Here is a 26,073-nt window from a genome sequence, read left to right as displayed (position 1 = left end):
GGTAGACCGACGGCATCTCGGACTTCGTTTCACACGACCGGGATGGCCTGGATGCCTACCGGGGTCTGCTCAGTGTTGGCTTCGCTGGGCGATCGCGTTGACCAGTGCCGAAAGGAATTCGAGCAGGTTCGGCCAGCGCTTGTGGACCGTTCGATCCGGCTCCTGGTACCAGTTCAGTGCCCATTCCGGTTCGCCGGGCTCCAGCCAGTACAGCTCGGCGCCCTGGTGCATGCCGATGATGATCGAGCCGCCCGACAGCAGGTGAAGGACGTCGTTCTCAGCCAGCAGCTCCCGCCCGTCATCGTCGAGACGGAAGTTGTGCGGATAGAAGATGTCAGTGCCCCGCAGCAGCCTGCCCGACTGCTTCCCCATAGCCAGCAGGAACTGCTCGTACTGCTCGGGCAGCCGCTCGACCCGATGATCGGCTCGTAGCTCGGCAACCTCGCCGGGTGTGCACCCGATGATCGTCTCGGAAGTTGCGACACCCGACACGATCATGCGCTGGGACAACTGATCCATTGTCTGCGCCAGATCAGCCATGTAAGAGGTCCTCGGCGTGGACCGCCGCGCCGGTCAGGAACCGCCCACGGTGGGCTGGGAGACGGCGTCGACGGCGCTGCCTAGGCGGTCCATTTCGGCGCGGGATGCTTCGTCGCGGGCTTCGTACTGCTCGGCCGCGGTTTCCAGGTTCTGCTTGACTTCGGTGATCTTGCCCTGCGCGAACTGCAGTGTTGAGGCGTACAGACCCACCACGCCGTTGACCACGGGCACGAGAATCGCCAGCAGGCCGGTGAAACCGCTGGTGTCGCCGCCCTTGTCGCGGGCATGTTGTTCGATCGCCGAGAAGTGCTGGCCTTGCCGCTCCAGCAGTCCCGCGTAACCGCGCAACTCCGCAGGCTCGACCTCATGCCCGCCGGCCATGGTTACCCCCAGTCCTCGATGTGCGTTGGTTGGGACGCCGCTCTGACGCAAGGTAGTCCGGACACGTTCCCGGCCACAAGATTTCCGGTGGCTAGTACACGGGATGTCTCCGGGGTTTCGTGCCTGCGTCACACGAAAGGTGTCTTGATGCTCTACTCTGCCGCCGCATGAGCACTCGAGACGATTTCGATGCGCACACGACGAAGATCACCGATGAAACGTACGACCAGGCCGGGTTCTCCTCCGGCGCCGGACTCGGCCAGACAACGAGCCTGGCAGCTCCCAACGACGACATCTTCGGGGATGAAGACAAACCGGACCGGTGGCACGGCGGTCTCGACTTCGGCCTGCTCGTGCTGCGTCTCGCGCTCGGCGGCACGATGGCCGCGCACGGGTTGCAGAAGCTCTTCGGTCTCTTCGACGGTCCCGGTATCGACGGATTCGCCGAGGTACTACGCGGTCTCGGCTACACGAGCCAGACGACGCTGCTGTCCTGGATCACCGGCATCGCCGAACTCGGCGGCGGGGCGCTCCTGATTCTCGGGCTGTTCACCCCGCTCGGGGCTGCGGCGCTCCTAGGCGTCGTCGCCAACATCATCTACGCCAAGTACACGCTGGGCGGCCGTTTCTTCACCGGCGAGGGCGCGGGCTTCGAGTACGAGCTGATGCTCGGCGCCATGGCGTTCGCCCTGTTGTTCACCGGCTCCGGGCGCGTCGCCATCGACAAGAACACGCCGTGGCGGAGCCGGCCATTGCCCTTCGCGCTGATGTCGTTGGTCCTGGCCGGTGCCGCCACGGCGGTCGTGATCTTCCTCTTCCGTTAAACGCCTACCGGTTCGGATCGCGGACGGCGCCGGTGTCGGCCGAGGTGGCCATGCGGGCGTAGGCGCGCAGCGCCGCGGTGACCGGCCGCTGGCGGTCGACAGGCTGCCACGGCCGTTCACCGGCCTCCATTTTGGCCCTGCGCTCGGCCAGCACGGCGTCGTCCACGAGCAGCTCGAGCCGGCGCTCGCGCACGTCGATCAGGATCTGGTCGCCGTCCTCGACGAGCCCGATCGTGCCGCCCGCCGCCGCCTCGGGGGAGATGTGGCCCACCGAGATCCCCGACGAGCCACCGGAGAACCGGCCGTCGGTGATCAGTGCGCACTTCTTGCCGAGCCCCGCGCCCTTGAGGAACGCCGTCGGGTGCAGCATCTCCTGCATGCCGGGGCCACCCGCCGGTCCCTCGTAGCGCACGACCAGCACCTCGCCGGGCTGGATGCTCTTGCCCAGGATCACCGAAACGGCCTCCTCCTGGCTTTCGACCACACGGGCAGGCCCCTGGAAACGCCACAGCTCCTCGTCGATACCCGCCGACTTGATCACGGCACCGTTGTCGGCGAGGTTGCCGCGCAGCACCGCGAGGCCGCCGTCGGCGGTGTAGGCGTGCGCAGTGTCACGGATGCAGCCCTGCTCGGCGTCGGTGTCCAGAGAGGACCACCGGTTGGCCGTCGAGAACGCCTCGGTGGTGCGCACACCGCCGGGGGCGGCGTGGAAGAGCTCGACCGCCTGCTCGTGCGGGGACTCGCCGCGGATGTCCCATGCGGACAGCCATTCGTCCAAAGAGGACGAATGGACCGAGTGCACGCCGGTGTTGAGGAGCCCGCCCCGGTGGAGCTCGCCGAGGATCGCGGGGATGCCGCCGGCGCGGTGAACGTCCTCCATGTGGTAGTCGGAGTTCGGGGACACCTTCGACAGGCAGGGCACCCGGCGGCCGATCGCGTCGATGTCATCGATCGTGAAGTCGATCTCGCCTTCCTGCGCGGCCGCGAGGATGTGGAGCACCGTGTTGGTGGAGCCACCCATCGCCATGTCGAGCGCCATGGCGTTCTCGAAGGCCGCCCTGTTGGCGATCGACCGCGGCAGCACGCTCTCGTCGTCCTCGCCGTACCAGCGCTTGGCGATTTCGACGACCGTGCGGCCGGCCTCGCTGAACAGAGTGCGGCGAGCCGCGTGGGTCGCCAGTGTCGAACCGTTGCCCGGCAGGGAGAGGCCGAGCGCCTCGGTGAGGCAGTTCATCGAGTTCGCGGTGAACATGCCGGAACACGAACCACAGGTGGGGCAGGCCGATCGTTCGACAATGGCAAGACCGTCCTCGTCGACTGCGGCGTTCGCCGAAGCCGAGATCGCGGTGATCAGGTCGGTGGGTGCGTGGGCGACGCCGTCGACGACCACGGCCTTACCGGCCTCCATCGGGCCGCCGGACACGAACACGGTCGGGATGTTGAGCCGCATGGCGGCGTTGAGCATGCCCGGGGTGATCTTGTCGCAGTTGGAGATGCACACCAGTGCGTCGGCCTGGTGCGCATTGACCATGTACTCCACCGAGTCGGCGATGATCTCTCGGGAGGGCAGCGAGTACAACATCCCGCTGTGCCCCATGGCGATGCCGTCGTCGACGGCAATGGTGTGGAACTCGCGTGCGACGCCACCCGCCTCGCCCACCGCTTCGGCCACGATCTCGCCGAGGTCCTTGAGGTGTACGTGGCCTGGCACGAACTGGGTGTAGGAGTTGGCGATGGCCACGATCGGCTTGCCGAAGTCGCTGTCGGTCATGCCGGTCGCGCGCCACAGGGAGCGGGCTCCCGCGGCGTTACGGCCATGAGTCGTGGTACGGGAACGCAGGACAGGCATGGCGTTCAGGTTACGCCCGACTGGTCATCGTCCCACCTGGTGGCGCCGGAGGGCGGGTGGTCAGGCCTTCTTCTCGGCGGGTTCCGGTTCCGGCTTCGGCTCGCTGTCATGGTCTGAACCGGAGTCGTCGGCGGCGTCGAGCACGCCGGACGGGTCGGCGATCAGTCCCTCGCTCACCAGTGACAGCACCGGGATGTGGCGCGTGCGCACCGCGGGGAGGGCGACCTTGCTGCCGTCGGTGAGTACGGCCTGAACCTTCGACTTGGGCGTGATCGCGAGCCCCTTGAGCGCACTCCACGGCAGCTCACGCGTGCCGAAGACGGTGCGCACGGTCAGGCCGTTCCTGGTCGCGGTGGTTCGCAGGCGGATGACCACCACGGTGACACCGATCGGGATCAGGTACAGCACCTGCAGGCCTGGCAGTGCGAAGGCGGCCGGGGTCACGCAGAACAGCAGGATGATGACGCTGAGCAGCGCTGTTCCCGGGATGCGGAAAATGGCGCGCTTACCCTCGTCCGGCTGCGTCTGCTGCGGTTCGTCTGCCACCCTTCGATGGTGCACCGGCAGGCGGGAACGGGCGAAACCGGGGGGAGTCCGACCATAGGAATGTCCAGTATTCGGAATCACCGTCCCGCAGAGTTGACACTCTTGACACGAACCGATTACGGTCACCTTGTGACTTCGCAGAGCATTCTCGTACTTCCCAAGCGCGTCGACGCTTAGGAAAAGTCCACTGCGTCGACGCGCGACCCTCGTGCGACCACCATGGTCGGCGAGGGTTTTTTGATGCCCGGACCCACCGCGGACAACCGAAGAACCCACCAGCACCGAGAGCACACGAGGCAGAACCGATGACAAGCGCGACCTCGCGATCGGAAACGAACGCTGGGCCGACCCCGAGTTCGGCGTCGCCCAGCCAACTAGGAGCACGACCGAAGCCGACGCCGCCGGCCGGAACACCCATTCGGGTGACGGGCGCGCAGTCGCTCGTACGGTCGCTCGAAGCGGTGGGAGTCGAGGTCGTATTCGGCATTCCGGGCGGCACGATCCTGCCGGCATACGACCCCCTCCTCGACTCGACGAAGGTGCGGCACGTGCTGGTCCGGCACGAGCAGGGCGCGGGTCATGCCGCGACCGGTTACGCGCAGGCGACGGGCAAGGTCGGCGTGTGCATGGCGACCTCGGGGCCAGGCGCGACCAACCTGGTGACGCCGCTGGCCGACGCCAACATGGACTCGGTGCCCGTCGTGGCGATCACCGGGCAGCAGACGCGGGCCCTGATCGGCACCGACGCGTTCCAGGAAGCCGACATCTGCGGCATCACCATGCCGGTCACCAAGCACAACTTCCTCGTCACCGATCCCGCCGACATCCCGCGGGTGATCGCCGAGGCGTTCCATCTGGCGAGCACCGGACGTCCCGGCCCGGTCCTGGTCGACATCCCCAAGGACGTGCTGCAGGAGAACACGTCGTTCACCTGGCCGCCGGAGCTGCACCTGCCCGGCTACCGGCCGACGTTGCGACCGCACGGCAAGCAGGTGCGCGAGGCTGCCCGGCTGATCACCCGGTCCCAGCGCCCTGTGCTCTACGTCGGCGGTGGCGTGATCAAGGCCCAGGCGCATGCGCAACTGCGGCAGCTCGCCGAGCTGACCGGAATCCCCGTGGTGACCACCCTGATGGCGCGGGGCGCGTTCCCCGACTCCCACCCCCAGCACCTGGGCATGCCCGGCATGCATGGTTCGGTGGCGGCGGTCGCGGCGATGCAGCGCGCTGACCTGCTCGTCGCACTGGGCGCGCGGTTCGACGACCGGGTCACCGGACGCCTGGACTCGTTCGCGCCGGATGCCGCCGTGGTGCACGCCGACATCGACCCGGCGGAGATCTCCAAGAACCGCAAGGCCGACGTGCCGATCGTCGGCGACTGTGCCGAGATCCTCGGCGAGCTGATCGCCGCGGTGGAGGCCGAGATCCAGGAGTCGGGTAGGGCCGACCTGTCCGCATGGTGGACGCAGGTCGACGGCTGGCGCACGACGTTCCCGGCCGGCTACGAGTGGCCTGCCGACGGCACGCTCGCGCCGCAGTACGTCATCGAGCGGATCGGCGCGCTGGTCGGCCCCGACGCGATCTACACGGCGGGCGTTGGCCAGCACCAGATGTGGGCGGCCCAGTTCATCAAGTACGAGAACCCGCGCAGCTGGATCAACTCCGGCGGCCTCGGCACGATGGGCTTCGCCGTGCCGGCCGCGATGGGTGCCCAGTTCGGCTTGCCGGACAAGCCCGTGTGGGCGATCGACGGCGACGGTTGCTTCCAGATGACCAACCAGGAGCTGGCGACCTGCGCGATCGAGGGTGCCCCGATCAAGGTCGCGGTGATCAACAACGGCAACCTGGGCATGGTGCGCCAGTGGCAGAACCTGTTCTACGCCGAGCGTTACTCGAACACCGACCTCGGCACGCACAAGCACCGCATCCCGGACTTCACGCTGCTGGCCGAGGCGCTCGGCTGCGCCGGCCTGCGCTGTGAGACCCGCGAAGAGGTCGACGAGGTCATCAAGCGCGCCATGGAGATCAACGACCGCCCCGTGGTGATCGACTTCGTCGTCGGCAAGGATGCCCAGGTGTGGCCCATGATCGGCCCCGGAACGAGCAACGACGAGATCATGGCCGCGCGCGGCATCCGGCCCCTTTTCGATGACGACGAGGTGTCCCAGTGACCAACCACACCCTGAGTGTCCTGGTCGAGAACGTCCCCGGCGTCCTCGCCCGCGTGTCGGGCTTGTTCTCGCGCCGGGGCTTCAACATCGAGTCCCTCGCCGTCGGACCCACGGAGAACCCCGAGGTGTCCAGGATGACGATCGTGGTCGCTGTCGACGAACAACCGCTCGAGCAGGTGACCAAACAGCTCAACAAGCTGGTCAACGTCATCAAGATCGTGGAGCTGGACTCCGGCAGCTCGGTGCAGCGTGAACTGCTGCTCGTGAAGGTCAGGGCCGATGCCACGGTGCGCAGCCAGGTGCTGGAGACCGTGCAGCTGTTCCGGGCCAAGGTGGTCGACGTCTCGCCTGAGGCGCTCACCATCGAGGCGACCGGCACCAGCGACAAGATCAGCGCACTGCTGCGCATGCTGGAACCGTATGGCGTGCGCGAGCTGGTGCAGTCGGGCATGGTCGCGGTCGGCCGGGGCGCCCGGTCGATCACCGCCACATCGACGCGATAAACGAGGCGCTTTCGCGCCGCAGTATCGAAAGGAAGTACGTTCCCCTCATGTCAGTCGAAATCTTCTACGACGACGACGCCGATCTCAGCATCATCCAGGGGCGCAAGGTCGCCGTGATCGGATACGGCAGCCAGGGCCACGCGCACGCCCTGAGCCTGCGCGATTCCGGGGTCGATGTCCGCATCGGTCTGCCCGAGGGGTCGAAGTCGCGGGCGAAGGCCGAGGAGGAAGGCCTGCGCGTGCTCACCCCGGCGGAGGCTTCGAAGGAAGCCGACCTCATCATGATCCTCGCGCCTGACACCAAGCAGCGGTTCATCTACGCCGAGGACATCGAGCCGAACCTGAAGGACGGCGACGCACTCTTCTTCGGCCACGGCTTCAACATCCGCTACGAGCTGATCAAGCCGCCGGCCAATGTGGACGTGGCGATGGTCGCGCCGAAGGGCCCCGGCCACCTCGTGCGCCGGCAGTTCGTCGACGGCAAGGGCGTGCCCTGCCTGATCGCCGTCGAGCAGGACGCCAGCGGTAACGCGCAGGCGCTGGCGCTGGCCTACGCGGCGGCCATCGGCGGTGCGCGTGCCGGCGTCATCAAGACGACGTTCACCGAGGAGACCGAGACCGACCTGTTCGGTGAGCAGTCGGTGCTCTGCGGTGGCGCCTCCGCGCTCGTGCAGACCGGCTTCGAGGTACTCACCGAGGCCGGCTACGCGCCGGAGATCGCCTACTTCGAGGTGCTGCACGAGCTGAAGCTGATCGTGGACCTCATGTACGAGGGCGGCATCGCCCGGATGCGGTACTCGATCTCCGACACCGCGGAGTACGGCGACCTCACCCGTGGTCCCCGGGTCATCACCCCGGAGGTCAAGGAGAACATGAAGGCGATCCTGCGTGAGATCCAGGACGGCACCTTCGCCCGCGAATGGGTCGGCGAGGACGAGGCTGGCCGCGCGAACTTCCGCAGGCTGCAGGAGGCGGGCGAGCAGCACCCCATCGAGGAGACCGGCAAGAAGCTGCGTGGCCTCATGTCGTGGGTGGACCGCCCCATCACCGAGACCGCCTGACGCGTCGTTCAACCGCCCCCAAGGCCACCTTGGTTGCGCCCACCCGTCTCCCACCACCACCCAAACGGAGACGCTTCGCGCCGCAGTGTTCGAAAGCTGCAACCAAGGTGGCCTTGGGGGCTTCAAGGCGACGGGTCTGCAAGGCGCGACCAACGTCGCATTGGGTGCCGTCCGGTAGTGGCTTACCGTGACCGGTCATGGGTAAGGATTCATCAGTTGCCGTCGGGGGCAAGGCGGATCTGCGTGACACGCTGGATCTACGGGGCGCTGAGTGGCGGCGGGTACGGCCCGACGTCGACACCGTCGAGTACTCCTTCGTTCCCCACACCGACGGCGTGACCTATGTGGCCATGCGCCAGTCGCCGGATCCGGGGGGGCTGGTACTGGTGTTCACACCGTCCGAATGGGACGCCTTCCTCGCCGGGGTCAGAGCGGGCGAATTCGACCAGCCGCGGTAGTGCCTGCTCCCGTGCGGTTCCCGTAGCCGGACAACACCCCGATCGCCTGCCGTCTCTCGTTGTGGACGGATTTCGGCCGCGTTAACCATCAGGGCTAGACTTCGGGCGTCGCGGCGGCTCCGCGGCCGGCGCGTGTGTCTGCGGAAACCGGACCGAAAGCTACGAAAGGCGCATCGTGACCAATTCCAGCCTGCCCGTCGTGCTCCTCGCCGAGAAGCTCGCGCCGTCCGCGGTGAGCGTGTTCGGTGACGAGGTCGAGGTCCGGCACGTGGACGGCACCGACCGTCCCGCGCTGTTGGACGCGGTGAGGGAGGCCGACGCGCTGCTCGTGCGATCCGCCACGAAGGTCGACGCCGAGGTACTGGGTGCCGCCGGCAAGCTCAAGGTGGTCGCGCGTGCGGGAGTCGGCCTCGACAACGTCGACGTTCCCACCGCGACCAGTCGCGGTGTTCTGGTCGTGAACGCACCGACGTCCAACATCGTCTCCGCCGCCGAGCACGCCGTCGCGCTGCTGCTCGCCGTCGCCCGCCGCGTGCCGGCCGCCGACCAGAGCCTGCAGGGCGGCGAGTGGAAGCGCAGCGCGTACACCGGTGTCGAGCTCAACGGCAAGACCGTCGGCGTGGTGGGCTTCGGCAAGATCGGCCAGCTCGTCGCGCAGCGGCTCGCCGCGTTCGGCACGCAGCTCATCGCCTACGACCCGTACACCTCAGCCGCGCGTGCCGCCCAGCTCGGCGTGGAGCTGGTGTCGCTGGACGAGCTGCTGCAGCGCGCCGACGCCATCTCCATCCACCTGCCGAAGACGCCGGAGACCAAGGGACTCATCGACGCCGACGCACTGGCGAAGACAAAGAAGGGCGTCATCGTCGTCAACGCCGCCCGCGGTGGCCTCATCGACGAGCAGGCGCTCGCCGACGCGATCCGCGAGGGGCAGGTCGGCGGTGCGGGCATCGACGTGTTCGCCACCGAGCCGACCACGGCCAGCCCGCTGTTCGGGCTGCCCAACGTTGTCGTCACGCCGCACCTCGGCGCCTCGACGGGTGAGGCGCAGGACCGGGCGGGTACCGACGTCGCCCGCTCGGTGCAGCTCGCCCTGCGTGGTGACTTCGTGCCGGACGCGGTGAACGTGGCCAGCGGCGGCACGGTGAGCGATGAGGTACGGCCGTACCTACCGCTCGCGCAGAAGCTCGGGACCGTGCTGTCGGCGTTCAGCACCAAGGCACCCACCTCGGTCGCCGTCGTGGCCAGCGGTGAGCTGTCGGGCCAGGACGTGAGCGTGCTGCAGCTCGCCGCGCTGCGGGGCGTGTTCTCCAGTGTGGTCGAGAACCAGGTGACGTTCGTCAACGCACCGCGGCTCGCCGAGGAACTCGGCGTGCAGGTGAGTGTGACGACCGAGCCGGAGAGCCCGAACTACCGCAGCCAGCTCACCGTGCGTGCGGTACACGCCGACGGCAGCGTGCACACGGTGTCCGGCGCGGTCACCGGCAAGGGAGAGGTCGAAAAGCTCATCGAGGTCAACGGCAGGCACTTCGACATCCGAGCCGAAGGCAACATGCTGCTGCTCGAGTACCCCGACCGGCCCGGGATCATGGGCCGCGTCGGCACGCTGCTCGGCGAGGCGGGCATCAACATCGAGGCGGCGCAGATCAGCCAGACCACCGACCGGTCCGACGCCGTGATGCTGCTGCGGGTGGACCGCCCGGTCGACGCCCACCTCCTCGACCCGATCGGGGCGACCGTCGACGCCCGCCTGATCCGCTCCATCGCCTTCGGGTAGAGCGTGCCCGGTGGGGTGGCGCCGGCTGATCCACTGTGGACATGGTTGGGGTAGCGCTGTGCCACCATTGGGTGGCTACCGGTGTTAAGTACTGCGGCGTAAGGGTGGTCGTGCTTCGGTGGTTTGTCGACTGCCGGTAACCTGCCGTCGCTGGAGTTCGATGCGAACGGGGCATCCGGGACGCCGGTGGCCCGAATGACGGAGGTGTGTGGATGCGGCTCGCTGTGATCCCCGGTGACGGGATCGGGCCCGAGGTGGTCACCGAGGCACTCAAGGTGCTCGGGGAAGTCGTACCGAACGCCGAGATGACCACGTACGACCTTGGCGCCACCCGTTGGCACGCCACCGGCGAACTACTGCCGGAGTCGGTGCTCGGTGAACTCCGGCAGCACGACGCGATCCTTCTCGGCGCCGTCGGCGACCCCAGCGTGCCGAGCGGCATCCTGGAACGCGGTCTGCTGCTGCGCCTGCGGTTCGAACTCGACCACCACGTCAACCTCCGCCCGGCTCGCCTCTACCCCGGGGTACGCGGGCCGCTGAGCGACCCCGGCGAGATCGACATGCTCGTGGTGCGGGAGGGCACCGAGGGCCCCTACGCGGGCAACGGGGGCCTGCTGCGCAAGGACACCGAGCACGAGATCGCGACCGAGGTCAGCGTCAACACCGCCTTCGGTATCCGGCGGGTCGTCGCCGATGCCTTCAGGCGCGCGGAGGAACGGCAGCGCAAGCACCTGACGCTCGTGCACAAGACCAACGTCCTCGAGCACGCCGGGTCGTTGTGGTCGCGGATCGTCGAGGAGGTCTCGCTAGAGCACCCCGAGGTGACGGTGGCCTACTCGCACGTCGACGCCGCCACCATCCACCTGGTGACGGACCCGAGCCGGTTCGACGTGATCGTCACCGACAACCTCTTCGGCGACATCATCACCGACCTCGCCGCCGCGGTGACCGGTGGCATCGGGCTCGCCGCCAGCGGCAACCTCGACATCACGGGCCGCAACCCGAGCATGTTCGAGCCGGTGCACGGCAGCGCGCCCGACATCGCAGGGCAGAACCTGGCCGACCCGACCGCGGCCGTGCTGTCGGTGTCGCTGCTGCTGGACCACCTCGGCGTGAAGGAGGCGGCACGCCGCATCGAGGCGTCGGTGGCCTTCGACCTGGCCACCCGTGACCAGGCGTCGCCGGGCAGCACGCAGGCCATTGGTGACCGCCTCGCCGCGCTCGTCTCCTCCAACACCCGCAAGGCCGGCTGAACACGCGTTCTTCGCGATGAGGGCCCCCCGTCCGGTGCACGGACGGGGGCCCTCGTGCATCGGGGTGCCCAGCAGGTGGGAGCAACCGCTCACCACTTGGACAGCTCGCGGCGATGTGGCATCATCGCTCACATGAACACGTCTAGCGTGATCATTATCGGCAAGCGCGCCGGGTAAGTGCTCCCCTGAGCACCCGGCGCGCAGACCTCTCGCATCCGCGGGGGGTCTTTTTGTTTGCCCGCCCACACAGGCACACCCAGCAGACGGCTTTGAGGAGAACCCGGTGACCCGCACGGAACCAGCCGGAACGCCGCTCGGCGACCGGTTCCACCTGTACGACACGACCCTGCGCGACGGTGCGCAGCGCGAGGGCATCTCCTACTCGGTGGCCGACAAGCTCGCCATCGCGCGGTTGCTGGACGAGCTCGGGGTGGGGTTCATCGAGGGCGGCTGGCCCGGCGCCATGCCCAAGGACACGGAGTTCTTCGCCAAGGCCGCCGCCGGTGAGCTGACGCTCAAGCACGCCGCACTGGTCGCGTTCGGCTCGACCCGCAGGGCCGGCGTCACGGCCGCGGAGGACCCGCAGGTCCGCGCGCTGCTGGATTCGCAGGCGCCGGTGGTCACCCTGGTCGCCAAGTCCGACATCCGGCACATCGAGCGCGCGCTGCGTGTCGACGTCGCCGAGGCGTGCGCGATGGTGGAGGACACGGTGTCCTTCCTCGTCGGCGAAGGGCGCCGGGTCTTCCTCGACGCGGAGCACTTCTTCGACGGCTACGCCCACGACCCGGACACGGCGCTGCGTGTGCTCGATGCCGCCGGGCGGGCAGGTGCCGATGTGGTGGTGCTGTGTGACACCAACGGTGGCCAGCTCCCGCTCGGCATCGCCGAGACAGTGCGCGAGGTCGCCGAGCGGACGGGACTGCGCCTTGGCATCCACTGTCAGGACGACACGTCCTGCGCGGTCGGCAACAGTATCGCCGCCGTGCAGGCAGGCGCGACGCACGTGCAGTGCACCGCGAACGGCTACGGCGAGCGCGCCGGCAACGCCGACCTTTTCGCCGTGACGGGAAACCTGGTTGCCAAGCTCGGCATGGAGGTCCTCCCCGCCGGCGCCGCGGCCGAGCTCACCCGCGTCTCCCATGCTCTGGCCGAGATCGCGAACATCGCCCCCGACACCCACCAGGCCTACGTCGGGGCGTCGGCCTTCGCCCACAAGGCGGGGCTGCACGCGAGCGCGATCAAAGTGGATCCGTTGTTGTACAACCACATCGATCCGGAGCTGGTCGGCAACGACATGCGGGTGCTGGTCACCGAGATGGCAGGCAAGGCCAGCCTGGAGCTCAAGGGACGGGAACTCGGCGTCGACCTCGCCAGCCAGCCCGCCGCACTGACCAATGCGGTGCAGAAGGTCAAGGCGCTGGAGGCGCAGGGGTGGTCGTTCGAGGCCGCCGACGCATCGCTGGAACTGTTGCTGCGCAGGGAGGTCGCCGATTCGGCGGGTACGCCACTCAGCCCGCCACCGTTCACACTGGAGTCCTACCGCGTGGTGCTGGACCATCGCCCGGACGGGGAGGTCATCGCCGAAGCGACCGTCAAGGTGCATGTGGCGGGGGAGCGGTTCATCGCCACCGCCGAGGGAAATGGACCGGTCAACGCGCTGGACGCCGCGCTGCGCAAGGCCCTCCTGCCGCACCTGTCTTGGTTGGACAGCGTGGAACTGTCCGACTACAAGGTGCGAATCCTGCTCGGTCACCCGGGAACCGACGCCGTCACACGCGTCCTCGTCGAGTCCTCCGACGGCGAACGGGAGTGGACGACGGTGGGCGTGCACGAGAACATCGTCGAGGCCAGCTGGCTCGCCCTCTGTGACGCACTCGTCCACAAGGCCCTGCGCACCGGGCTAACCCCGCCCGTCTCCCGCCACCACCCAAACGGAGGCGCTTCGCGCCGCAGATAGGCCCGCCCGTCTCCCACCACCACCCAAACGGAGGCGCTTCGCGCCGCAGATAGGATTTCCAGGTGCGTTTAGCTCGAGTTGCTCATCCCGAAGGCGTCGCGTTCGTGTCCGTCGAGGGGGACGGTGCCGATGCCGTAGTGCTGGAGATCGCCGACCACCCGTTCGGCAAGCCGAACTTCACCGGCAAGAAGTGGCCGCTGGCCGATGTCCGGCTGCTCGCGCCGATTCTGCCGTCGAAGGTCATCGCGGTCGGCAGGAACTACGCCGCGCACGCCCAGGAGTTCGGCAACGAGGTCCCGGGTGAGCCGATGATCTTCCTGAAGCCGTCGACGAGTGTGATCGGCCCGAACGTCGCCATCAAGCTCCCGGCCGCGTCCTCGCGGGTGGACTTCGAGGGCGAACTGGCCGTGGTGATCGGCCAGCCGGTGAGGAACGTGCCCGCCGCGCAAGCCGCACAGGCGATCCTCGGCTACACGATCGCCAACGATGTCAGCGCGCGCGACCTGCAGAAGTCCGACGGGCAGTGGGGCAGGGCCAAGGGGTTCGACACGTTCTGCCCGCTCGGCCCGTGGATCGAGACCTCGATCGACCCCAGCGATCTGGCGATCAAGTCGGAGGTGGACGGCGAGGTCAAGCAGGACGCTCGCACGTCCGCGCTCGTGCACAAGATCCCCAAGCTGATCGAGTTCGTGTCCTCGGTGATGACCCTGCTGCCCGGCGACACGATTCTCACCGGCACACCGGAGGGCGTCGGCCCGATCGCGAACGGCCAGCAGGTGTCGATCACCGTCGAGGGCATCGGCACGCTGACTAATCCAGCGCAGGCCGCCTAGCGAAATCCGGCGCGTGCTCAGGGCGGAGTCCGACACCGATCAGGTAGGCGGGCACTGGACAGGCGGCGCACAGACGGCGCCTCGCAGCGTTGTCGGATCGCCCAAGTACGGTCCTCCTACGAGGACGACCCTCCGCCTTGCTGAGCTCGGGGTGCGGGTGTCCCGCAGGACACCTTCGTCTGGATCACCGCTCGCGACGGGCGGGGTTATCCAGCGCAGGCCGCCTAGCGAAATCCGGCGCGTGCTCAGGGCGGAGTCCGACACCGATCAGGTAGGCGGGCACGAACGAGGCTTGGGGCACGCGCCGCATCAGTGCGATGAGGGGCTTCGGCGGGCCCGTCCGCGTGCCTTCCACCACCGGCTTCGCGATCACCCGGTGCAGCAGCTGTTGCAGTGCCTGGACGAGGATCGTCGGCAGTAGCCTGCGCCTGCGCACCTTCGCGAGCGTCGTGGTGGTCACGTCACCCCGCAGCAGCGGTCGGGCGAGCAGGGTCGCCGCCGCGACGGCGTCCTGCACGGCGAGGTTGATGCCGACCCCGCCGATGGGCGACATCGCGTGCGCGGCGTCACCGAGGCAGACCAGCCCGTCGACGTGCCACCGGTACAGCCGGTTGAGCCGGACATCGAGGTGCTTGACGTCGTCCATCGACTTGAGTTCACCAGTGCGGTCCGCCAGCTGCGGCAGCACTTCGCCGATCTGCCGCCGGAAGTCCTCGATGCCGCGGGCCCGCAGCTCGGCGTCGGTTCCCTTCTTCGCGATGTAGGCGATCTGGAAGTACCCGGTGCGCGGAATCGTGACCGCCAGCCGGGTGCCCCGCATGCGGGGCATGAGCCGCCCCGGGTCCTCGTCGGGCTTGCGCGGCAACCGGAACCACCAGGCGTCGATCGGCACCGGAAGCTCCTTCGGCCGCAGGCCGGCCTGTTGCCTGGCCAGCGACCAGCGCCCATCGCAGGCGACGACGAGATCGGCGCGTAACTCGCCTTCCTCGCCGTCCTCTGTCCGGTAGCGCACACCGCGGACGCGGTCCGTCTCCCGGATCAGTTCGGTGACCTCGGTGCGCATCCGCAGGGTGAAAGTCGGCTCCTTCTCGCCCGCGTCGGCGAGCAGGTTCAGAAAGTCCCACTGCGGTGCGATCGCGATGTAGGGATGTCGCACCCGTAGCCGGCTCAGGTCGCCGACCACCACACTGTGCTGCTCGTCGACGGGAAAGGCGACCTCGGTCATCCGGCTGTACGGCAGCTCGGCGAACCGTTGTCCGAGACCGAGTTCGTCGAGCAGCTGCAGGGTTGTCGGATGCACGGTGTCGCCGCGGAAGTCGCGCAGGAAGTCGCCGTGTTTCTCCAGCACGGTCACCTCGACCCCGGCCCGCGCGAGCAGCAGGCCGAGCACCATCCCCGCAGGTCCGCCGCCGATAACGGCGCAGGTCGTGCTCTCGGACATCGCACTCACCTCTATTTCACCGTTTGTTGAATAAATTCACTGTGCACCGGAAACCGCGTCACGTCAAGGGGATACGCTTGACGGGCTATGACTGAGAACAAAGCTGTCCGCGCCCGCTTCTGTCCGTCGCCTACCGGAACCCCGCATGTCGGGTTGATCCGCACGGCGCTGTTCAACTGGGCGTTCGCGCGGCATCACGGCGGCACCCTCGTCTTCCGCATCGAGGACACCGACGCCGCGCGCGACAGCGAGGAGTCGTACCTGGCACTGCTCGACGCGCTGCGCTGGCTCGGACTCGACTGGGACGAAGGCCCCGAGGTCGGCGGCGAGCACGGCCCCTACCGGCAGAGCGAGCGCAGCGGGATCTACGCCGACATCGCCGCCCGCCTGCTCGAGGCGGGCGAACTCTACGAGGCCTTCTCCACCAACGAGGAGGTCGAAGCCCGCCGCGTGGCCGCCGGCCAGGATCCCAAGCTGGGCTACGACAACTTCGATCGTGACCTCACCGAGGAACAGAAGACGGCCTTCCGTGCCGAGGGCAGGACACCGGTCCTGCGCCTACGTATGCCCGACACCGACCTCGCCTGGAACGACCTCGTACGCGGTGAAATCGTGTTCAAGGCGGGCACGATCCCCGACCCGGTGCTGGTCCGGGCCAATGGTCAGCCGCTGTACACGTTGACGAACCCGGTCGACGACGCGCTCATGCGCATCACCCACGTGCTGCGCGGCGAGGACCTGCTGCCCTCGACGCCACGGCAGATCGCGCTCTACGAGGCGCTGCAGCGCATCGGGGTCGCGGAGTTCGTGCCCGAGTTCGGTCACCTGCCTTACGTGATGGGCGAGGGCAACAAGAAACTGTCCAAACGGGACCCCTCCTCCAACCTGTTCAACTACCGGGACCGCGGGTTCATCCGGGAGGGACTGCTCAACTACCTCGCGCTGCTCGGCTGGTCCATTGCCGACGACCGCGATGTGTTCAGCGTCGACGAGCTCGTCGAGGCGTTCGAGATCACCAAGGTCAGCGCCAACCCGGCACGTTTCGACGTCAAGAAGGCGGAGGCGATCAACGGTACGCACGTACGTGCACTGGCCCACGAGGACTTCGTGCAGCGGGTGCTGCCCTACCTCGTCAGCGCGGATGTGCTGCCCGCCGAGCCGGGCGTTGAGCAGCTGGCCACGTTGCGCGCGATCGCGCCGCTGGTGCAGGAGCGAGTGATAGTGCTCGCCGAGGCGGCCGATCTGGTGCGGTTCCTGTTCATCGGCGAGGAGGACTTCGCGCCGGAGGAGGCCGCCGCGGCCAAGGCGCTCGGTCCCGACGCGGAACCCGTTCTGCGTGCGGCCATCGACGCCTTGGAGGGACTGCCGTCCTGGGAGACCCCTGCCATCGAGCAGGCGCTCAAGGACGCACTCGTGGACGGCCTCGGGCTCAAGCCGCGCAAGGCTTTCACGCCAGTGCGGGTGGCTGTCACCGGGCGCACCGTGTCCCCGCCGCTGTACGAGTCGATGGAGCTGCTGGGCCGGGAGACGTCACTCAGCAGGCTGCGCCGCGCGCTTTCGCACAACTGAGCGTAGAGGCGCTGGACCGAAACAGAGACGCCTTTATCACCTCGTCAGCCGAGTCGGTGAAGAGCAAAGTGCCCTAGCCTCGCTGGGTGGCTTTTGCGCTTGGCTCCCCGACAGCACCGCAAACTGTTTCCGACCGCGACGATGCGCCTCCCTGGGTCCCCCCCGAACTCCGGCTGGTGTGCCTCGATATCGACGACACATTGATCGATTTCTCGGCAGCGGGACGAAGATCACTCGCAGCCCTTATCGGCCGCGGTGATCTGTGGCCGGAATGGGAGCGCATCACCGACGAACATGTCGCCAGGGTCGTGTCCGGTGAACTGGACTATGCGGACATGCACGCGCGGCGCACCCAGGCGTTCCTGGCCGAGCTGGGCGTTCTCGCGGACCTGGCCGATGCCGTTGCCTTCGAGACACGGCGAAAGGAGCTCCTACGGCGGTCCTGGCGCCTCTTCGACGACGTCCTGCCGTGCCTGGACTGGCTGACGGCCGCCGGCGTCCAGCTGGCCGCTGTGACCAACGCCTCCGGCGCGCACCAACGGGAGAAACTCGCGAACCTGGGGCTCGCCCGCTTCTTCGACCACGTCGCGATCGCGGGCGAGATGGGTGTCGCCAAACCCGATCCGGTGATGTTCCACTCGGTCTGCCTGCAGCTCGGCTGCGCCCCGTCCGAAGCGGTGCACGTGGGGGACAAGCTCAAGACAGATGCGCTCGGCGCGCGTGATGCCGGTCTGGGTGGTGTGTGGCTGAACCGGGGCGAAGAGCCCGCGGAGGTGCCACCCGGCGTCCACGTCGTCGCAAGTCTTGCCGAACTTCCGGAGCTGCTGGTCACCGAGTTCGTCCGGGTGGGGGTCCCCGCGCCACGCTGAGCACCCAGGGCCCCGTTCGACGCCCGAATTCGCCGTGGTCTAGTATTTCTCTCCAGCGGTGCTGAGCCCGAGCGTGCTCAGGCGAGGCACCACTTTGGGGTATGGTGTAATTGGCAGCACGACTGATTCTGGTTCAGTTAGTCTAGGTTCGAGTCCTGGTACCCCAGCTGCGGAGCGAAAAAACCACTCTGGTAAGGTTCTCTCCAGCAACAAGGAAACAAGCCCCCGTCGTCTAGCGGCCTAGGACGCCGGCCTCTCACGCCGGTAGCGTGGGTTCGAATCCCATCGGGGGTACTCGAAAGAGTCGGAGACCCCTGTCTGCGGAAAGCGCAGACAGGGGTCTTTCTCGTTGTGTCTTGTGGGGGTGCAACCCCCACACCCCGCCCGGAGGGCTCCGCCCCCCGGACCCCCCGTCGGTCGGTGGGCCGGTGCGTTTGGGTCGCCGTTGTCCCGGGGGACCACGTATGGACGGTGGCTTCCGTTCGCGAGTCCCCCGCTCCCGCACGCGAGTTGCCCGCTCCCGCACGCGAGTTGCCCGCTCCCGCACGCGAGTTGCCCGCTCCCGCACGCGAGTTGCCCGCTCCCGCACGCGAGTTGCCCGCCCGGGTGTGCGAGTCCCGCGCTCCCGCTCCCGAGTTCCCGCTCCGGTTCGCGAGTTGCCCGGTCCGGTGCGCGAGTTGCCCGGTCCCGTGCGCGAGTCCCCGCTCCGGCGCGCTCGTTGCCCGGTCTGGTTCGCTCGTTGACCGTCGGCGTCGAGAGCCGGGCTGCTCGCTTTGGTGCAGGCTTGGCCCCTCGCCGTTTGGGTGTCGACTCCGCGTTGGCCCTTGCTCTGGCTGGGCTTCCTCTCGCGGCTTCCGAGCTGGCGCGGTACCGGTGCGCGGGGCCGGATGGTGGGGTCGCTTACCGGGGACGGGTCTGCGGTCTTACAGACGTTCCTGGAGGGCGTCCGCCGCTGCCAGGAGATCGGCCGCCCAACGGGCGCCCGGCTTGCGGCCGATGCGCTCCACCGGCCCGGACACCGACACCGCCGCGATGACACCGCCCGAGGAATCCCGCACCGGCGCGGACACGCTGGCCACACCCGGCTCGCGCTCGGCGACACTCTGCGCCCAGCCGCGCCTGCGCACCTCGAGCAACGTCCGCTCCCCGTACACCGCCTCCGCGAGCACCGTGCGCTGCGTGTGCGAATCCGCCCACGCAGCCAGGACCTTCGCGCCCGAACCCGCGGTCATCGGCAAACGCGCCCCGATCGGAACCGTGTCCCGCAGCCCGCTCGGCGGTTCCGCTGTGGCGACACAGATCCGCTGCACACCGTCCCGCCGGTACAGTTGCACGCTCTCGCCCGTGATGTCGCGCAGCTTCGGCAGGATGACACTCGCCGCATCCAGTAAGGGATCCGTCGTACCACCCGCCAACTCCGCGAGTGCTGCACCGGGGCGCCACCGGCCATCCGGGCCACGGCGCAGCAGCCGGTGCACCTCGAGCCCCACCGCGAGCCGGTGCGCGGTGGCACGAGGCAGACCGGTGCGGGTACACAATTCCGCCAGACCGCACGGATCCTCGGCCACGGCGCGCAGCACGGCGACGGCCTTGTCTAAGACACCGATGCCGCTCTGCTGATTCTCAGGGTTATGCTGTCCCACAAAGCGATACTACAATCCCGGAGTTTGGGAAGTCCAGAATTCAAGACATCACTTCCAGCTCCCAGGAAAACGCTCATGGAGGAGCCCTGATGGCAGACAAACGGGGCCGCACACTGGCGGAAAAGGTGTGGGACGCGCACACGGTGCGCCGCGGTGAAGGTGCAGAGCCGGACCTGCTCTACATCGACCTGCACCTCATCCACGAAGTCACCAGCCCGCAGGCCTTCGACGGCCTCCGGCTGGCTGGGCGCCCGGTGCGCAGGCCCGACCTGACGATCGCGACCGAGGACCACAACGTCCCGACGGTGGACATCGACCTCCCCATCGCGGACCCGGTCTCCCGCACGCAGGTCGATACGCTTCGCCGCAACTGCAAGGAGTTCGGCATCCGCCTGCACCCCATGGGCGATGCGGAACAGGGCATCGTGCACGTCATCGGCCCGCAGCTGGGACTGACCCAGCCCGGTATGACGGTGGTGTGCGGGGACAGTCACACCTCGACCCACGGCGCGTTCGGCGCGATGGCGTTCGGCATCGGCACGTCCGAGGTCGAGCACGTGCTGGCGACACAGACGCTGCCACTGCGGCCGTTCAAGACGATGGCGATCAACGTGGACGGTGAGCTGCGGCCTGGCGTGACCGCCAAGGACATCATCCTCGCGGTGATTGCGAAGATCGGCACCGGCGGCGGGCAGGGCTACGTGCTGGAGTACCGCGGCAGCGCAATCGAGGCGCTGTCTATGGAAGCCAGGATGACCGTCTGCAACATGTCCATCGAAGCGGGCGCCAGGGCAGGCATGATCGCACCGGACGAGACCACCTTCGCCTACCTGAAGGACCGTCCGCACGCACCGAAGGGGGCCGACTGGGACGCCGCCGTCGCCAACTGGAGTGAGCTGCGCACGGACGAGGACGCCGTCTTCGACGCCGAGGTGCACCTGAACGCGAATGAGCTGACACCGTTCGTCACCTGGGGCACCAACCCGGGGCAGGGGCTGCCGCTGAGCGAGTCCGTGCCGGACCCGGCCCAGATCCCTGACGAGAACGCGCGCATCGCCGCCGAGAAGGCCCTGTCCTATATGGATCTCGAACCGGGCACCCCGCTGCGCGAGGTCGCGGTGGACACCGTCTTCCTCGGCTCGTGCACCAACGGCCGGATCGAGGACCTCAGGGCAGCCGCTGAGGTACTGCGCGGGCGCACGGTGGCCAAGACAGTGCGGATGCTCGTCGTCCCCGGTTCGATGCGGGTCCGTCAGGCCGCCGAGGACGAGGGACTCGACGAGGTCTTCACCGCCGCCGGCGCCGAGTGGCGGCAGGCGGGTTGTTCGATGTGCCTCGGTATGAACCCGGATCAGCTGAAGCCGGGAGAGCGCAGCGCCTCCACCTCGAACCGCAACTTCGAGGGCAGGCAGGGCAAGGGGGGTCGGACCCACCTGGTGTCGCCGCTCGTGGCCGCCGCAACCGCCGTCCGGGGCACGTTGTCCTCGCCAGAAGACCTGAACTGAGAGGGAGCGCACCATGGAGCCGTTCACCAAGCACACCGGGGTCGGGGTGCCCCTACGCAGGTCCAACGTGGACACTGACCAGATCATCCCCGCGGTCTACCTCAAGCGCGTGAGCCGTACCGGCTTCGAGGACGGGCTGTTCGCGGCCTGGCGCGCCGACGAGCAGTTCGTGCTGAACCAGGAGTCCTTCCGGCAGGGCAGCGTCCTCGTCGCCGGTCCGGACTTCGGTACCGGTTCCTCGCGCGAGCATGCTGTCTGGGCACTGATGAACTACGGTTTCCGGGTCGTGATCTCCTCCCGGTTCGCCGACATCTTCCGTGGCAACGCCGGGAAGCAGGGGCTGCTGGCCGCCCAGTGCGAGCAGGCGGACGTCGAGCTGCTGTGGAAGCTGCTCGAGAACGAGCCCGGCACGGAGGTCACGGTGGACCTCGCGGAGAAGACAGTACGAGCCAAGGACTTCGTCGCGGGCTTCCAGATCGACGACTACACCCGCTGGCGGCTGCTCGAGGGTCTGGATGACATCGCTCTCACCTTGCGACACGCCGATGAGATCGGCACGTTCGAGCAACGGCGGCCCTCCTGGAAGCCGGTCACCACACCCGTGACGGCCTCCTGAGTCACGGATTCCCTGCTCAGAAAGGGAATCGCGGCGCGGCCGACGGTCGGTGAAACCACGCCAAACGGCACCGGATGGGCCCTCCAGCGGCCTTCCGCGGGGCGCAACGGCGCACCCGATAAGGAAAAAATCCGCGTGCCGTTTGGAATTTGTGCTGCATTGGTAATACCGTGTGCGCATGTCGGCCGGTGTGGCCGGGTAACAAGTAGTTCTTCTTGGAGGACTGGAATGGCCAACAAGGCCCAACTGATCGAGGCGCTCTCGGAGCGCCTGGGCGACAAGAAGGTCGCTTCGCAGGCTGTCGACAACCTCGTCGACATCATCATCCGTACGGTCAACAAGGGCGAAAAGGTGAACATCACCGGCTTCGGTGTGTTCGAGAAGCGCGCCAGGGCTGCCCGTACCGCCAGGAACCCGCGCACCGGCGAGACCGTGCGTGTCAAGAAGACCAACGTCCCGGCCTTCCGTGCCGGTACGACCTTCAAGGACGTGGTGAGCGGCGCCAAGAAGCTGCCGAAGGCCACCACGGCCAAGCGCGCCACGGCCTCTACCACGACGACGCGGAGCACTGGCACCACCAGCAGGACGGCCGCCAGCCGCCCGACCGCAACGCGCAGCACCACCACGCGCACGCGTGCCACGACGGCTCGCAGCACCACCACGAGCCGCACGGCAACGGCGAAGGCTGCCACCGCGCCGCGGACGGCTGCGAAGACCACCGCCACCAAGGCGGCTCCGAAGGCCACGGCTGCCAAGGCCACCACGGCCAAGAAGGCTGCCGCGAAGCCGGCTCCCAAGGCCACCACGGCCAAGGCGACCACTGCGAAGGCGGCTCCGAAGACCGCGGCGAAGAAGACCACCGCGGCCGCACGGAAGAAGAAGTAGTAGGCGCACGCAGGGGCTGTCGCGAAGCCCTTGCGATGCGTTCGGCCGGCGCGCCCGAAAACCGCGGGCGCGTGAGCTGACAGACAAGAAGTAGGCGACTCGAGAGTCAGCGACTTCTCGGCAGGGCCCCGCGCCACCGGCGCGGGGCCCTGCCGCGTCGTGGCCCTCTCAGGATTTCACGGGCGCCGGAGCCGGCAGCGGGCTCGGCAGGTAGGCCGCTGCCACCAACCGTGGACCCCGCCCTCGCTCGCCGGGGGCGAAGGACAGCAGCCAGACCGAGCCCTTCTTGCTCGCAACGCCACCGAATTTGGTTTCCGGCAGGGCGAGACCGTCGCGTTCGGCGAACGCGGTCACCATGTCCGGGATGACACCGCCCTGGCTGCACACCAGCGGTGTGCCGCCCTCGGCGGCGATTTCCCGCACGCGGGCGCGGCCCCGCCCCTGGTCGGTCCAGTACCTGTCTTCCGACAGCGACGGCTCGTGCTCGATTTCGAGACCGAGGTCGCCTGCGATGCCCTGCACGGTCTGGACGCACCGAAGCCGTGGTGCGGACAGCACCCGGTCCGGGCCGAATGCTCGCAGCAGCACCCGCAGTGCTTCCGCCTGCCGCATTCCCGCGTCCGACAGCGGGCGCAGGTCGTCGTCGCCGACCCATTCCTCGCGCTTGCCGGCCTTGCCGTGCCGCACCAGCAGCAGCGTTGTCAGCTCGGGAGGAAGGGCCGTGAATGTGCTGAGCACGCCCCGTTCCGATTGGTAGCTCAGCAGTTCCGCCGCCTGTTCCGGGGCCAGCCAGCGCAGCTCGTCGACTTCCGCATTGGGGGTGAATCGGCCCGCCTCGGCGCGCGCGGAGAAGTAGTCGACCGTTTTCCAGCCGGCGGCGATACGGTATTCGACCCTTTTCAGGAAACGGCCGAGAACGGCGGTGGAACCTGTTTCCTCCGCGACTTCCCGCACCGCGGCAACCGGGACGGTCTCGCCGGAATCCAGCTTTCCCTTGGGCAGTGACCAGTCGTCATAGCGGGGACGGTGCACGACAGCAATTTCGATGCCGGCCACGGCCCGCCGCCACAGTACTGCTCCCGCAGCACGAGTGACGGGCCGGTGATCCGTACTGGTCACCCGGATGCTCCGTGTTTGCGAAGCAGCTCGACCTGGTGGTCGCGCACCTCGACGGAGTCGGCGGGGGAGGGCACCCATTCGCCGGACTCGGTCAGTACCCAGCACCGGGTCTGCGGATCGAGCGCCGAGTCGAACAGGTCGTCCAGCTGGGTGGTCAGCTTGGGATCCTGCACCTGCACGAGCGCCTCGATGCGCCGGTCCAGGTTGCGGTGCATCATGTCCGCGCTGCCGATCCAGTAGCTGTCGCCGCCGTGGAAATGGAAGATCCGGGAGTGCTCGAGGAACCGGCCGAGGATCGAGCGCACCGTGATGTTGTCGCTGAGCCCTGGCACGCCGGGCTTGAGTGCGCAGATGCCACGCACGACGATCTGCACCGGCACGCCCGCCTGCGAAGCGCGGTACAGCCCATCGATGACCTGCTCGTCCACCAGCGCGTTGCACTTGATGCGGACACCCGCCGGCCTGCCGGCGCTCGCGTGCCCGATCTCTTCGGCGACGCGCTCCAGGATGCCGCGCCGGATTCCTTCTGGGGCGGTCAGGATGTTGCGGTAGGACGCCTGCCGGGAGTAGCCGGTGAGCACGTTGAAAAGGTCGGTCAGATCGGCTCCGATGGCGGGATCGGCCGTCAGCAGGCCCAAGTCCTCGTACAGCCTGGCCGTCTTCGGGTTGTAGTTGCCGGTGCCGATGTGGCAGTAGCGGCGGATCGTGGAACCCTCCTGTCGCACCACGAGCGCCACCTTGCAGTGCGTCTTGAGGCCGACGAGGCCGTACACGACATGCACGCCTGCCCGCTCCAGCGTGCGAGCCCAGGTGATGTTGGCCTGCTCGTCGAAGCGCGCCTTGATCTCTACCAGTGCCACGACCTGCTTGCCGGCTTCTGCCGCGTCGATGAGCGCATCGACGATCGGGGAGTCACCCGAGGTGCGGTACAGCGTCTGCTTGATTGCCAGCACCTTGTCGTCGGCGGCGGCCTGCTCGATGAAACGTTGCACGCTCGTGGAGAACGAGTCGTAGGGATGGTGCACGAGGACGTCGCCCTCGCGCAGGGTCGCGAACACGCTCTTGGGCGTCTCCCTCTCGCCGAAGGCCGGGTGAGTGGCCGGGACGAACGGGCGGTCCTTGAGCGCCTTGCGGTCAACGGCCGAGAGCTGCTGCAGGCAGTTGAGGTCGAGCAGCCCCGGTACCTGCACGACATCGCGCGGGTCGACCTCCAGCTCGCGCAGCAACAGTTCGAGCATGTGCTCGCTCATGTCCTGCGCCACTTCCAGCCGTACCGGCGGACCGAAACGTCGTTGCGCGAGTTCGCGTTCGAGCGCCTGCAACAGGTCCTCGTCGCGGTCCTCCTCGACCTCGAAGTCGGCGTTGCGGGTGACACGGAACACGTGGTGCTCGGTGACCTCCATACCGCTGAAGAGCTCGCCGAGATGTGCGGCGATCAGCTCCTCCAAGGGCAGGAACGTCGCGGTCGGCGCATCGCGTTGTGCCTCGACGCGCACCAGCCGGGGCACGTTGTTGGGCACCTTCACCCGCGCGAAGCGCTCGGTGCCGCCCTCCGGATCGCGCACGGTCACTGCGAGGTTGAGCGAGAGCCCGGAGATGTACGGGAACGGATGCGCGGGATCCACGGCGAGCGGCGTGAGTACGGGGAAGATCTGCTCGGTGAAGTAGTGCGACAGCCGGATGCGGTCGGCCTCATCCAAATCGGACCACTTGACGATGCGGATGCCCTCGGCCGCGAGTGCGGGCCGCACGTGCTTCTCGAAGGCCGTGATGTGGCGCTCGACGAGGTCCTGGTTGCGCTTGGCGATGTATGACAGCTGCTCGCGCGGGGTCAGACCGTCCGCGCTGCGCACCGAAAGACCGGTCTCGTCCCTGCGTTTGAGGCCCGCCACCCGGACCATGTAGAACTCATCCAAATTGGACGCGAAGATCGCGAAATACTTGGCGCGTTCGAGCAGCGGCTGGGACTCGTCTTCGGCAAGGGCCAGCACTCTCGCGTTGAAGTCCAGCCAGGAGAGCTCGCGGTTGAAGTAGCGGTCGTCGGGTAAGGCGTCCGCCAGCCGCTCGGCACCGGTCGCGGCGGGCGGAGCCAGCGGGACCCTCGTGGCGGGGACCGTGCGGCCACCCGCGCCCGCCGCGCGGAGCGAGGGAGGTGTGGTGACGCGCAACCCGTCCGTCGGCCCTGCGGGTGCCGGCATCGTCTCGTCGTAGCTCACACCTGCATTGTTCCCCACTTCAGCGGGTGGTGCGCAGATCCGGTCGAACGTTGCGGTGAACAG

General features: G+C 68.0%; 22 protein-coding genes and 2 tRNA genes. 16 read left to right on the top strand and 8 right to left on the bottom strand.

Annotated elements, in window-relative coordinates:
* Nucleotides 1-69: 69 nt before the first annotated feature.
* A complete protein-coding gene (locus ABZ863_RS07715) occupies nt 70-540 on the bottom strand; it encodes a hypothetical protein (protein WP_358532164.1) in 471 nt (156 codons plus the stop codon).
* A gap of 33 nt (nt 541-573) precedes the next feature.
* The gene (locus tag ABZ863_RS07710) at nt 574-921 is read right to left on the bottom strand and encodes a type VII secretion target (RefSeq protein ID WP_358532162.1); all 348 of its coding nucleotides are present in this window, start codon (nt 919-921) and stop codon (nt 574-576) included.
* 167 nt (nt 922-1,088) lie between these two features.
* Between ABZ863_RS07710 and ABZ863_RS07705 the strand changes: the two genes are divergently transcribed.
* Nucleotides 1,089-1,745, top strand: coding sequence for a DoxX family protein (locus ABZ863_RS07705; protein ID WP_358532160.1), 657 nt, complete (start codon nt 1,089-1,091; stop codon nt 1,743-1,745).
* A gap of 4 nt (nt 1,746-1,749) precedes the next feature.
* On the opposite strand, the gene ilvD is transcribed toward ABZ863_RS07705, so the two are convergent.
* Together ilvD and ABZ863_RS07695 are read right to left on the bottom strand one after the other, a co-directional pair.
* Entirely contained in the window at nt 1,750-3,594 is a 1,845-nt protein-coding gene (gene ilvD / locus ABZ863_RS07700; RefSeq protein ID WP_358532159.1) for a dihydroxy-acid dehydratase, read from the bottom strand.
* 60 nt (nt 3,595-3,654) lie between these two features.
* Complete coding sequence (locus ABZ863_RS07695) at nt 3,655-4,140, bottom strand: PH domain-containing protein (RefSeq protein ID WP_358532157.1); 486 nt, start codon at nt 4,138-4,140, stop codon at nt 3,655-3,657.
* Nucleotides 4,141-4,445: 305 nt separating this feature from the next.
* Between ABZ863_RS07695 and ABZ863_RS07690 the strand changes: the two genes are divergently transcribed.
* The 8 genes from ABZ863_RS07690 (at nt 4,446) to ABZ863_RS07655 (ending at nt 14,147) form a co-directional block, all read left to right on the top strand.
* The gene (locus ABZ863_RS07690; protein WP_358532156.1) at nt 4,446-6,308 is read left to right on the top strand and encodes an acetolactate synthase large subunit; all 1,863 of its coding nucleotides are present in this window, start codon (nt 4,446-4,448) and stop codon (nt 6,306-6,308) included.
* Complete coding sequence (ilvN, locus tag ABZ863_RS07685) at nt 6,305-6,811, top strand: acetolactate synthase small subunit (protein WP_358532154.1); 507 nt, start codon at nt 6,305-6,307, stop codon at nt 6,809-6,811. The genes ABZ863_RS07690 and ilvN overlap by 4 nt, the downstream gene beginning before the upstream one ends.
* Before the next feature lie 47 nt (nt 6,812-6,858).
* Complete coding sequence (gene ilvC / locus ABZ863_RS07680) at nt 6,859-7,872, top strand: ketol-acid reductoisomerase (protein WP_358532152.1); 1,014 nt, start codon at nt 6,859-6,861, stop codon at nt 7,870-7,872.
* A gap of 197 nt (nt 7,873-8,069) precedes the next feature.
* The gene (locus ABZ863_RS07675; protein WP_358532150.1) at nt 8,070-8,330 is read left to right on the top strand and encodes a DUF397 domain-containing protein; all 261 of its coding nucleotides are present in this window, start codon (nt 8,070-8,072) and stop codon (nt 8,328-8,330) included.
* A gap of 175 nt (nt 8,331-8,505) precedes the next feature.
* Nucleotides 8,506-10,104 (top strand): phosphoglycerate dehydrogenase, encoded by a 1,599-nt coding sequence (gene serA, locus ABZ863_RS07670; protein ID WP_358532148.1) that lies wholly within the window; start codon nt 8,506-8,508, stop codon nt 10,102-10,104.
* Between the two features lie 212 nt (nt 10,105-10,316).
* Nucleotides 10,317-11,357 carry a 3-isopropylmalate dehydrogenase gene (locus ABZ863_RS07665; RefSeq protein WP_358532146.1) on the top strand — a complete coding sequence of 347 codons (1,041 nt, stop codon included), beginning with the start codon at nt 10,317-10,319 and terminating at the stop codon, nt 11,355-11,357.
* 283 nt (nt 11,358-11,640) lie between these two features.
* Nucleotides 11,641-13,314 carry a citramalate synthase gene (gene cimA, locus ABZ863_RS07660; protein ID WP_358532145.1) on the top strand — a complete coding sequence of 558 codons (1,674 nt, stop codon included), beginning with the start codon at nt 11,641-11,643 and terminating at the stop codon, nt 13,312-13,314.
* Nucleotides 13,315-13,376: 62 nt separating this feature from the next.
* Complete coding sequence (locus ABZ863_RS07655) at nt 13,377-14,147, top strand: fumarylacetoacetate hydrolase family protein (protein WP_358532143.1); 771 nt, start codon at nt 13,377-13,379, stop codon at nt 14,145-14,147.
* Between the two features lie 184 nt (nt 14,148-14,331).
* Here ABZ863_RS07655 and ABZ863_RS07650 read toward each other — a convergent pair whose 3' ends face one another.
* Entirely contained in the window at nt 14,332-15,588 is a 1,257-nt protein-coding gene (locus tag ABZ863_RS07650) for an FAD-dependent oxidoreductase (RefSeq protein WP_358532142.1), read from the bottom strand.
* An 87-nt stretch (nt 15,589-15,675) separates the two neighbouring features.
* On the opposite strand from ABZ863_RS07650, the gene gltX reads away from it, so the two are divergent.
* The 4 genes from gltX (at nt 15,676) to ABZ863_RS07630 (ending at nt 18,320) form a co-directional block, all read left to right on the top strand.
* Nucleotides 15,676-17,157: a glutamate--tRNA ligase gene (gltX, locus tag ABZ863_RS07645; RefSeq protein WP_358532141.1), complete on the top strand. Its 1,482-nt coding sequence runs from the start codon at nt 15,676-15,678 to the stop codon at nt 17,155-17,157.
* 176 nt (nt 17,158-17,333) lie between these two features.
* Nucleotides 17,334-18,026 carry an HAD family hydrolase gene (locus tag ABZ863_RS07640; RefSeq protein ID WP_358532140.1) on the top strand — a complete coding sequence of 231 codons (693 nt, stop codon included), beginning with the start codon at nt 17,334-17,336 and terminating at the stop codon, nt 18,024-18,026.
* Between the two features lie 95 nt (nt 18,027-18,121).
* Nucleotides 18,122-18,193, top strand: a tRNA-Gln gene (locus ABZ863_RS07635).
* A 54-nt stretch (nt 18,194-18,247) separates the two neighbouring features.
* Nucleotides 18,248-18,320: transfer RNA gene (locus ABZ863_RS07630), tRNA-Glu, on the top strand.
* A 629-nt stretch (nt 18,321-18,949) separates the two neighbouring features.
* Here ABZ863_RS07630 and ABZ863_RS07625 read toward each other — a convergent pair.
* Nucleotides 18,950-19,669 carry an IclR family transcriptional regulator gene (locus ABZ863_RS07625; RefSeq protein ID WP_358532139.1) on the bottom strand — a complete coding sequence of 240 codons (720 nt, stop codon included), beginning with the start codon at nt 19,667-19,669 and terminating at the stop codon, nt 18,950-18,952.
* Nucleotides 19,670-19,758: 89 nt separating this feature from the next.
* On the opposite strand from ABZ863_RS07625, the gene leuC reads away from it, so the two are divergent.
* The 3 genes from leuC to ABZ863_RS07610 all read left to right on the top strand — a co-directional run bounded on the left by leuC (nt 19,759) and on the right by ABZ863_RS07610 (nt 22,675).
* Nucleotides 19,759-21,174: a 3-isopropylmalate dehydratase large subunit gene (leuC, locus tag ABZ863_RS07620; RefSeq protein WP_358532137.1), complete on the top strand. Its 1,416-nt coding sequence runs from the start codon at nt 19,759-19,761 to the stop codon at nt 21,172-21,174.
* Nucleotides 21,175-21,187: 13 nt separating this feature from the next.
* Nucleotides 21,188-21,790, top strand: a complete 603-nt coding sequence (leuD, locus tag ABZ863_RS07615) for a 3-isopropylmalate dehydratase small subunit (protein ID WP_358532136.1) — start codon at nt 21,188-21,190, stop codon at nt 21,788-21,790.
* Between the two features lie 228 nt (nt 21,791-22,018).
* On the top strand, nt 22,019-22,675 hold the full coding sequence (locus ABZ863_RS07610; RefSeq protein WP_358532134.1) for an HU family DNA-binding protein: 657 nt from the start codon (nt 22,019-22,021) through the stop codon (nt 22,673-22,675).
* Nucleotides 22,676-22,843: 168 nt separating this feature from the next.
* On the opposite strand, the gene ABZ863_RS07605 is transcribed toward ABZ863_RS07610, so the two are convergent.
* Nucleotides 22,844-23,794 (bottom strand): NUDIX hydrolase, encoded by a 951-nt coding sequence (locus ABZ863_RS07605; protein ID WP_358532132.1) that lies wholly within the window; start codon nt 23,792-23,794, stop codon nt 22,844-22,846.
* On the bottom strand, nt 23,791-26,028 hold the full coding sequence (locus ABZ863_RS07600; RefSeq protein ID WP_358532130.1) for an RNA degradosome polyphosphate kinase: 2,238 nt from the start codon (nt 26,026-26,028) through the stop codon (nt 23,791-23,793). The genes ABZ863_RS07605 and ABZ863_RS07600 overlap by 4 nt, the downstream gene beginning before the upstream one ends.
* Nucleotides 26,029-26,073: the final 45 nt, after the last annotated feature.

Origin of the sequence: Saccharomonospora sp. NPDC046836 (assembly GCF_040645195.1) — a bacterium.
GTDB lineage: Bacteria > Actinomycetota > Actinomycetes > Mycobacteriales > Pseudonocardiaceae > Prauserella_A.
The sequence above is the reverse complement of the archived record's forward strand: the minus strand, read 5'-3'. Positions and strand labels throughout refer to the sequence as shown.

Excerpts from the sequence above, each read along its gene's own strand:
- ABZ863_RS07675 (WP_358532150.1), top strand. The coding sequence starts at position 8,070 with ATGGGTAAGGATTCATCAGTTGCCGTCGGGGGCAAGGCGGATCTGCGT.
- ABZ863_RS07665 (WP_358532146.1), top strand. The coding sequence starts at position 10,317 with ATGCGGCTCGCTGTGATCCCCGGTGACGGGATCGGGCCCGAGGTGGTC.
- ABZ863_RS07690 (WP_358532156.1), top strand. The coding sequence starts at position 4,446 with ATGACAAGCGCGACCTCGCGATCGGAAACGAACGCTGGGCCGACCCCG.
- ilvD (WP_358532159.1), bottom strand. The coding sequence starts at position 3,594 with ATGCCTGTCCTGCGTTCCCGTACCACGACTCATGGCCGTAACGCCGCG.
- ABZ863_RS07715 (WP_358532164.1), bottom strand. The coding sequence starts at position 540 with ATGGCTGATCTGGCGCAGACAATGGATCAGTTGTCCCAGCGCATGATC.
- ABZ863_RS07650 (WP_358532142.1), bottom strand. The coding sequence starts at position 15,588 with ATGTCCGAGAGCACGACCTGCGCCGTTATCGGCGGCGGACCTGCGGGG.
- ilvC (WP_358532152.1), top strand. The coding sequence starts at position 6,859 with ATGTCAGTCGAAATCTTCTACGACGACGACGCCGATCTCAGCATCATC.
- leuC (WP_358532137.1), top strand. The coding sequence starts at position 19,759 with ATGGCAGACAAACGGGGCCGCACACTGGCGGAAAAGGTGTGGGACGCG.
- ABZ863_RS07705 (WP_358532160.1), top strand. The coding sequence starts at position 1,089 with ATGAGCACTCGAGACGATTTCGATGCGCACACGACGAAGATCACCGAT.
- ABZ863_RS07610 (WP_358532134.1), top strand. The coding sequence starts at position 22,019 with ATGGCCAACAAGGCCCAACTGATCGAGGCGCTCTCGGAGCGCCTGGGC.
- leuD (WP_358532136.1), top strand. The coding sequence starts at position 21,188 with ATGGAGCCGTTCACCAAGCACACCGGGGTCGGGGTGCCCCTACGCAGG.
- gltX (WP_358532141.1), top strand. The coding sequence starts at position 15,676 with ATGACTGAGAACAAAGCTGTCCGCGCCCGCTTCTGTCCGTCGCCTACC.
- ABZ863_RS07710 (WP_358532162.1), bottom strand. The coding sequence starts at position 921 with ATGGCCGGCGGGCATGAGGTCGAGCCTGCGGAGTTGCGCGGTTACGCG.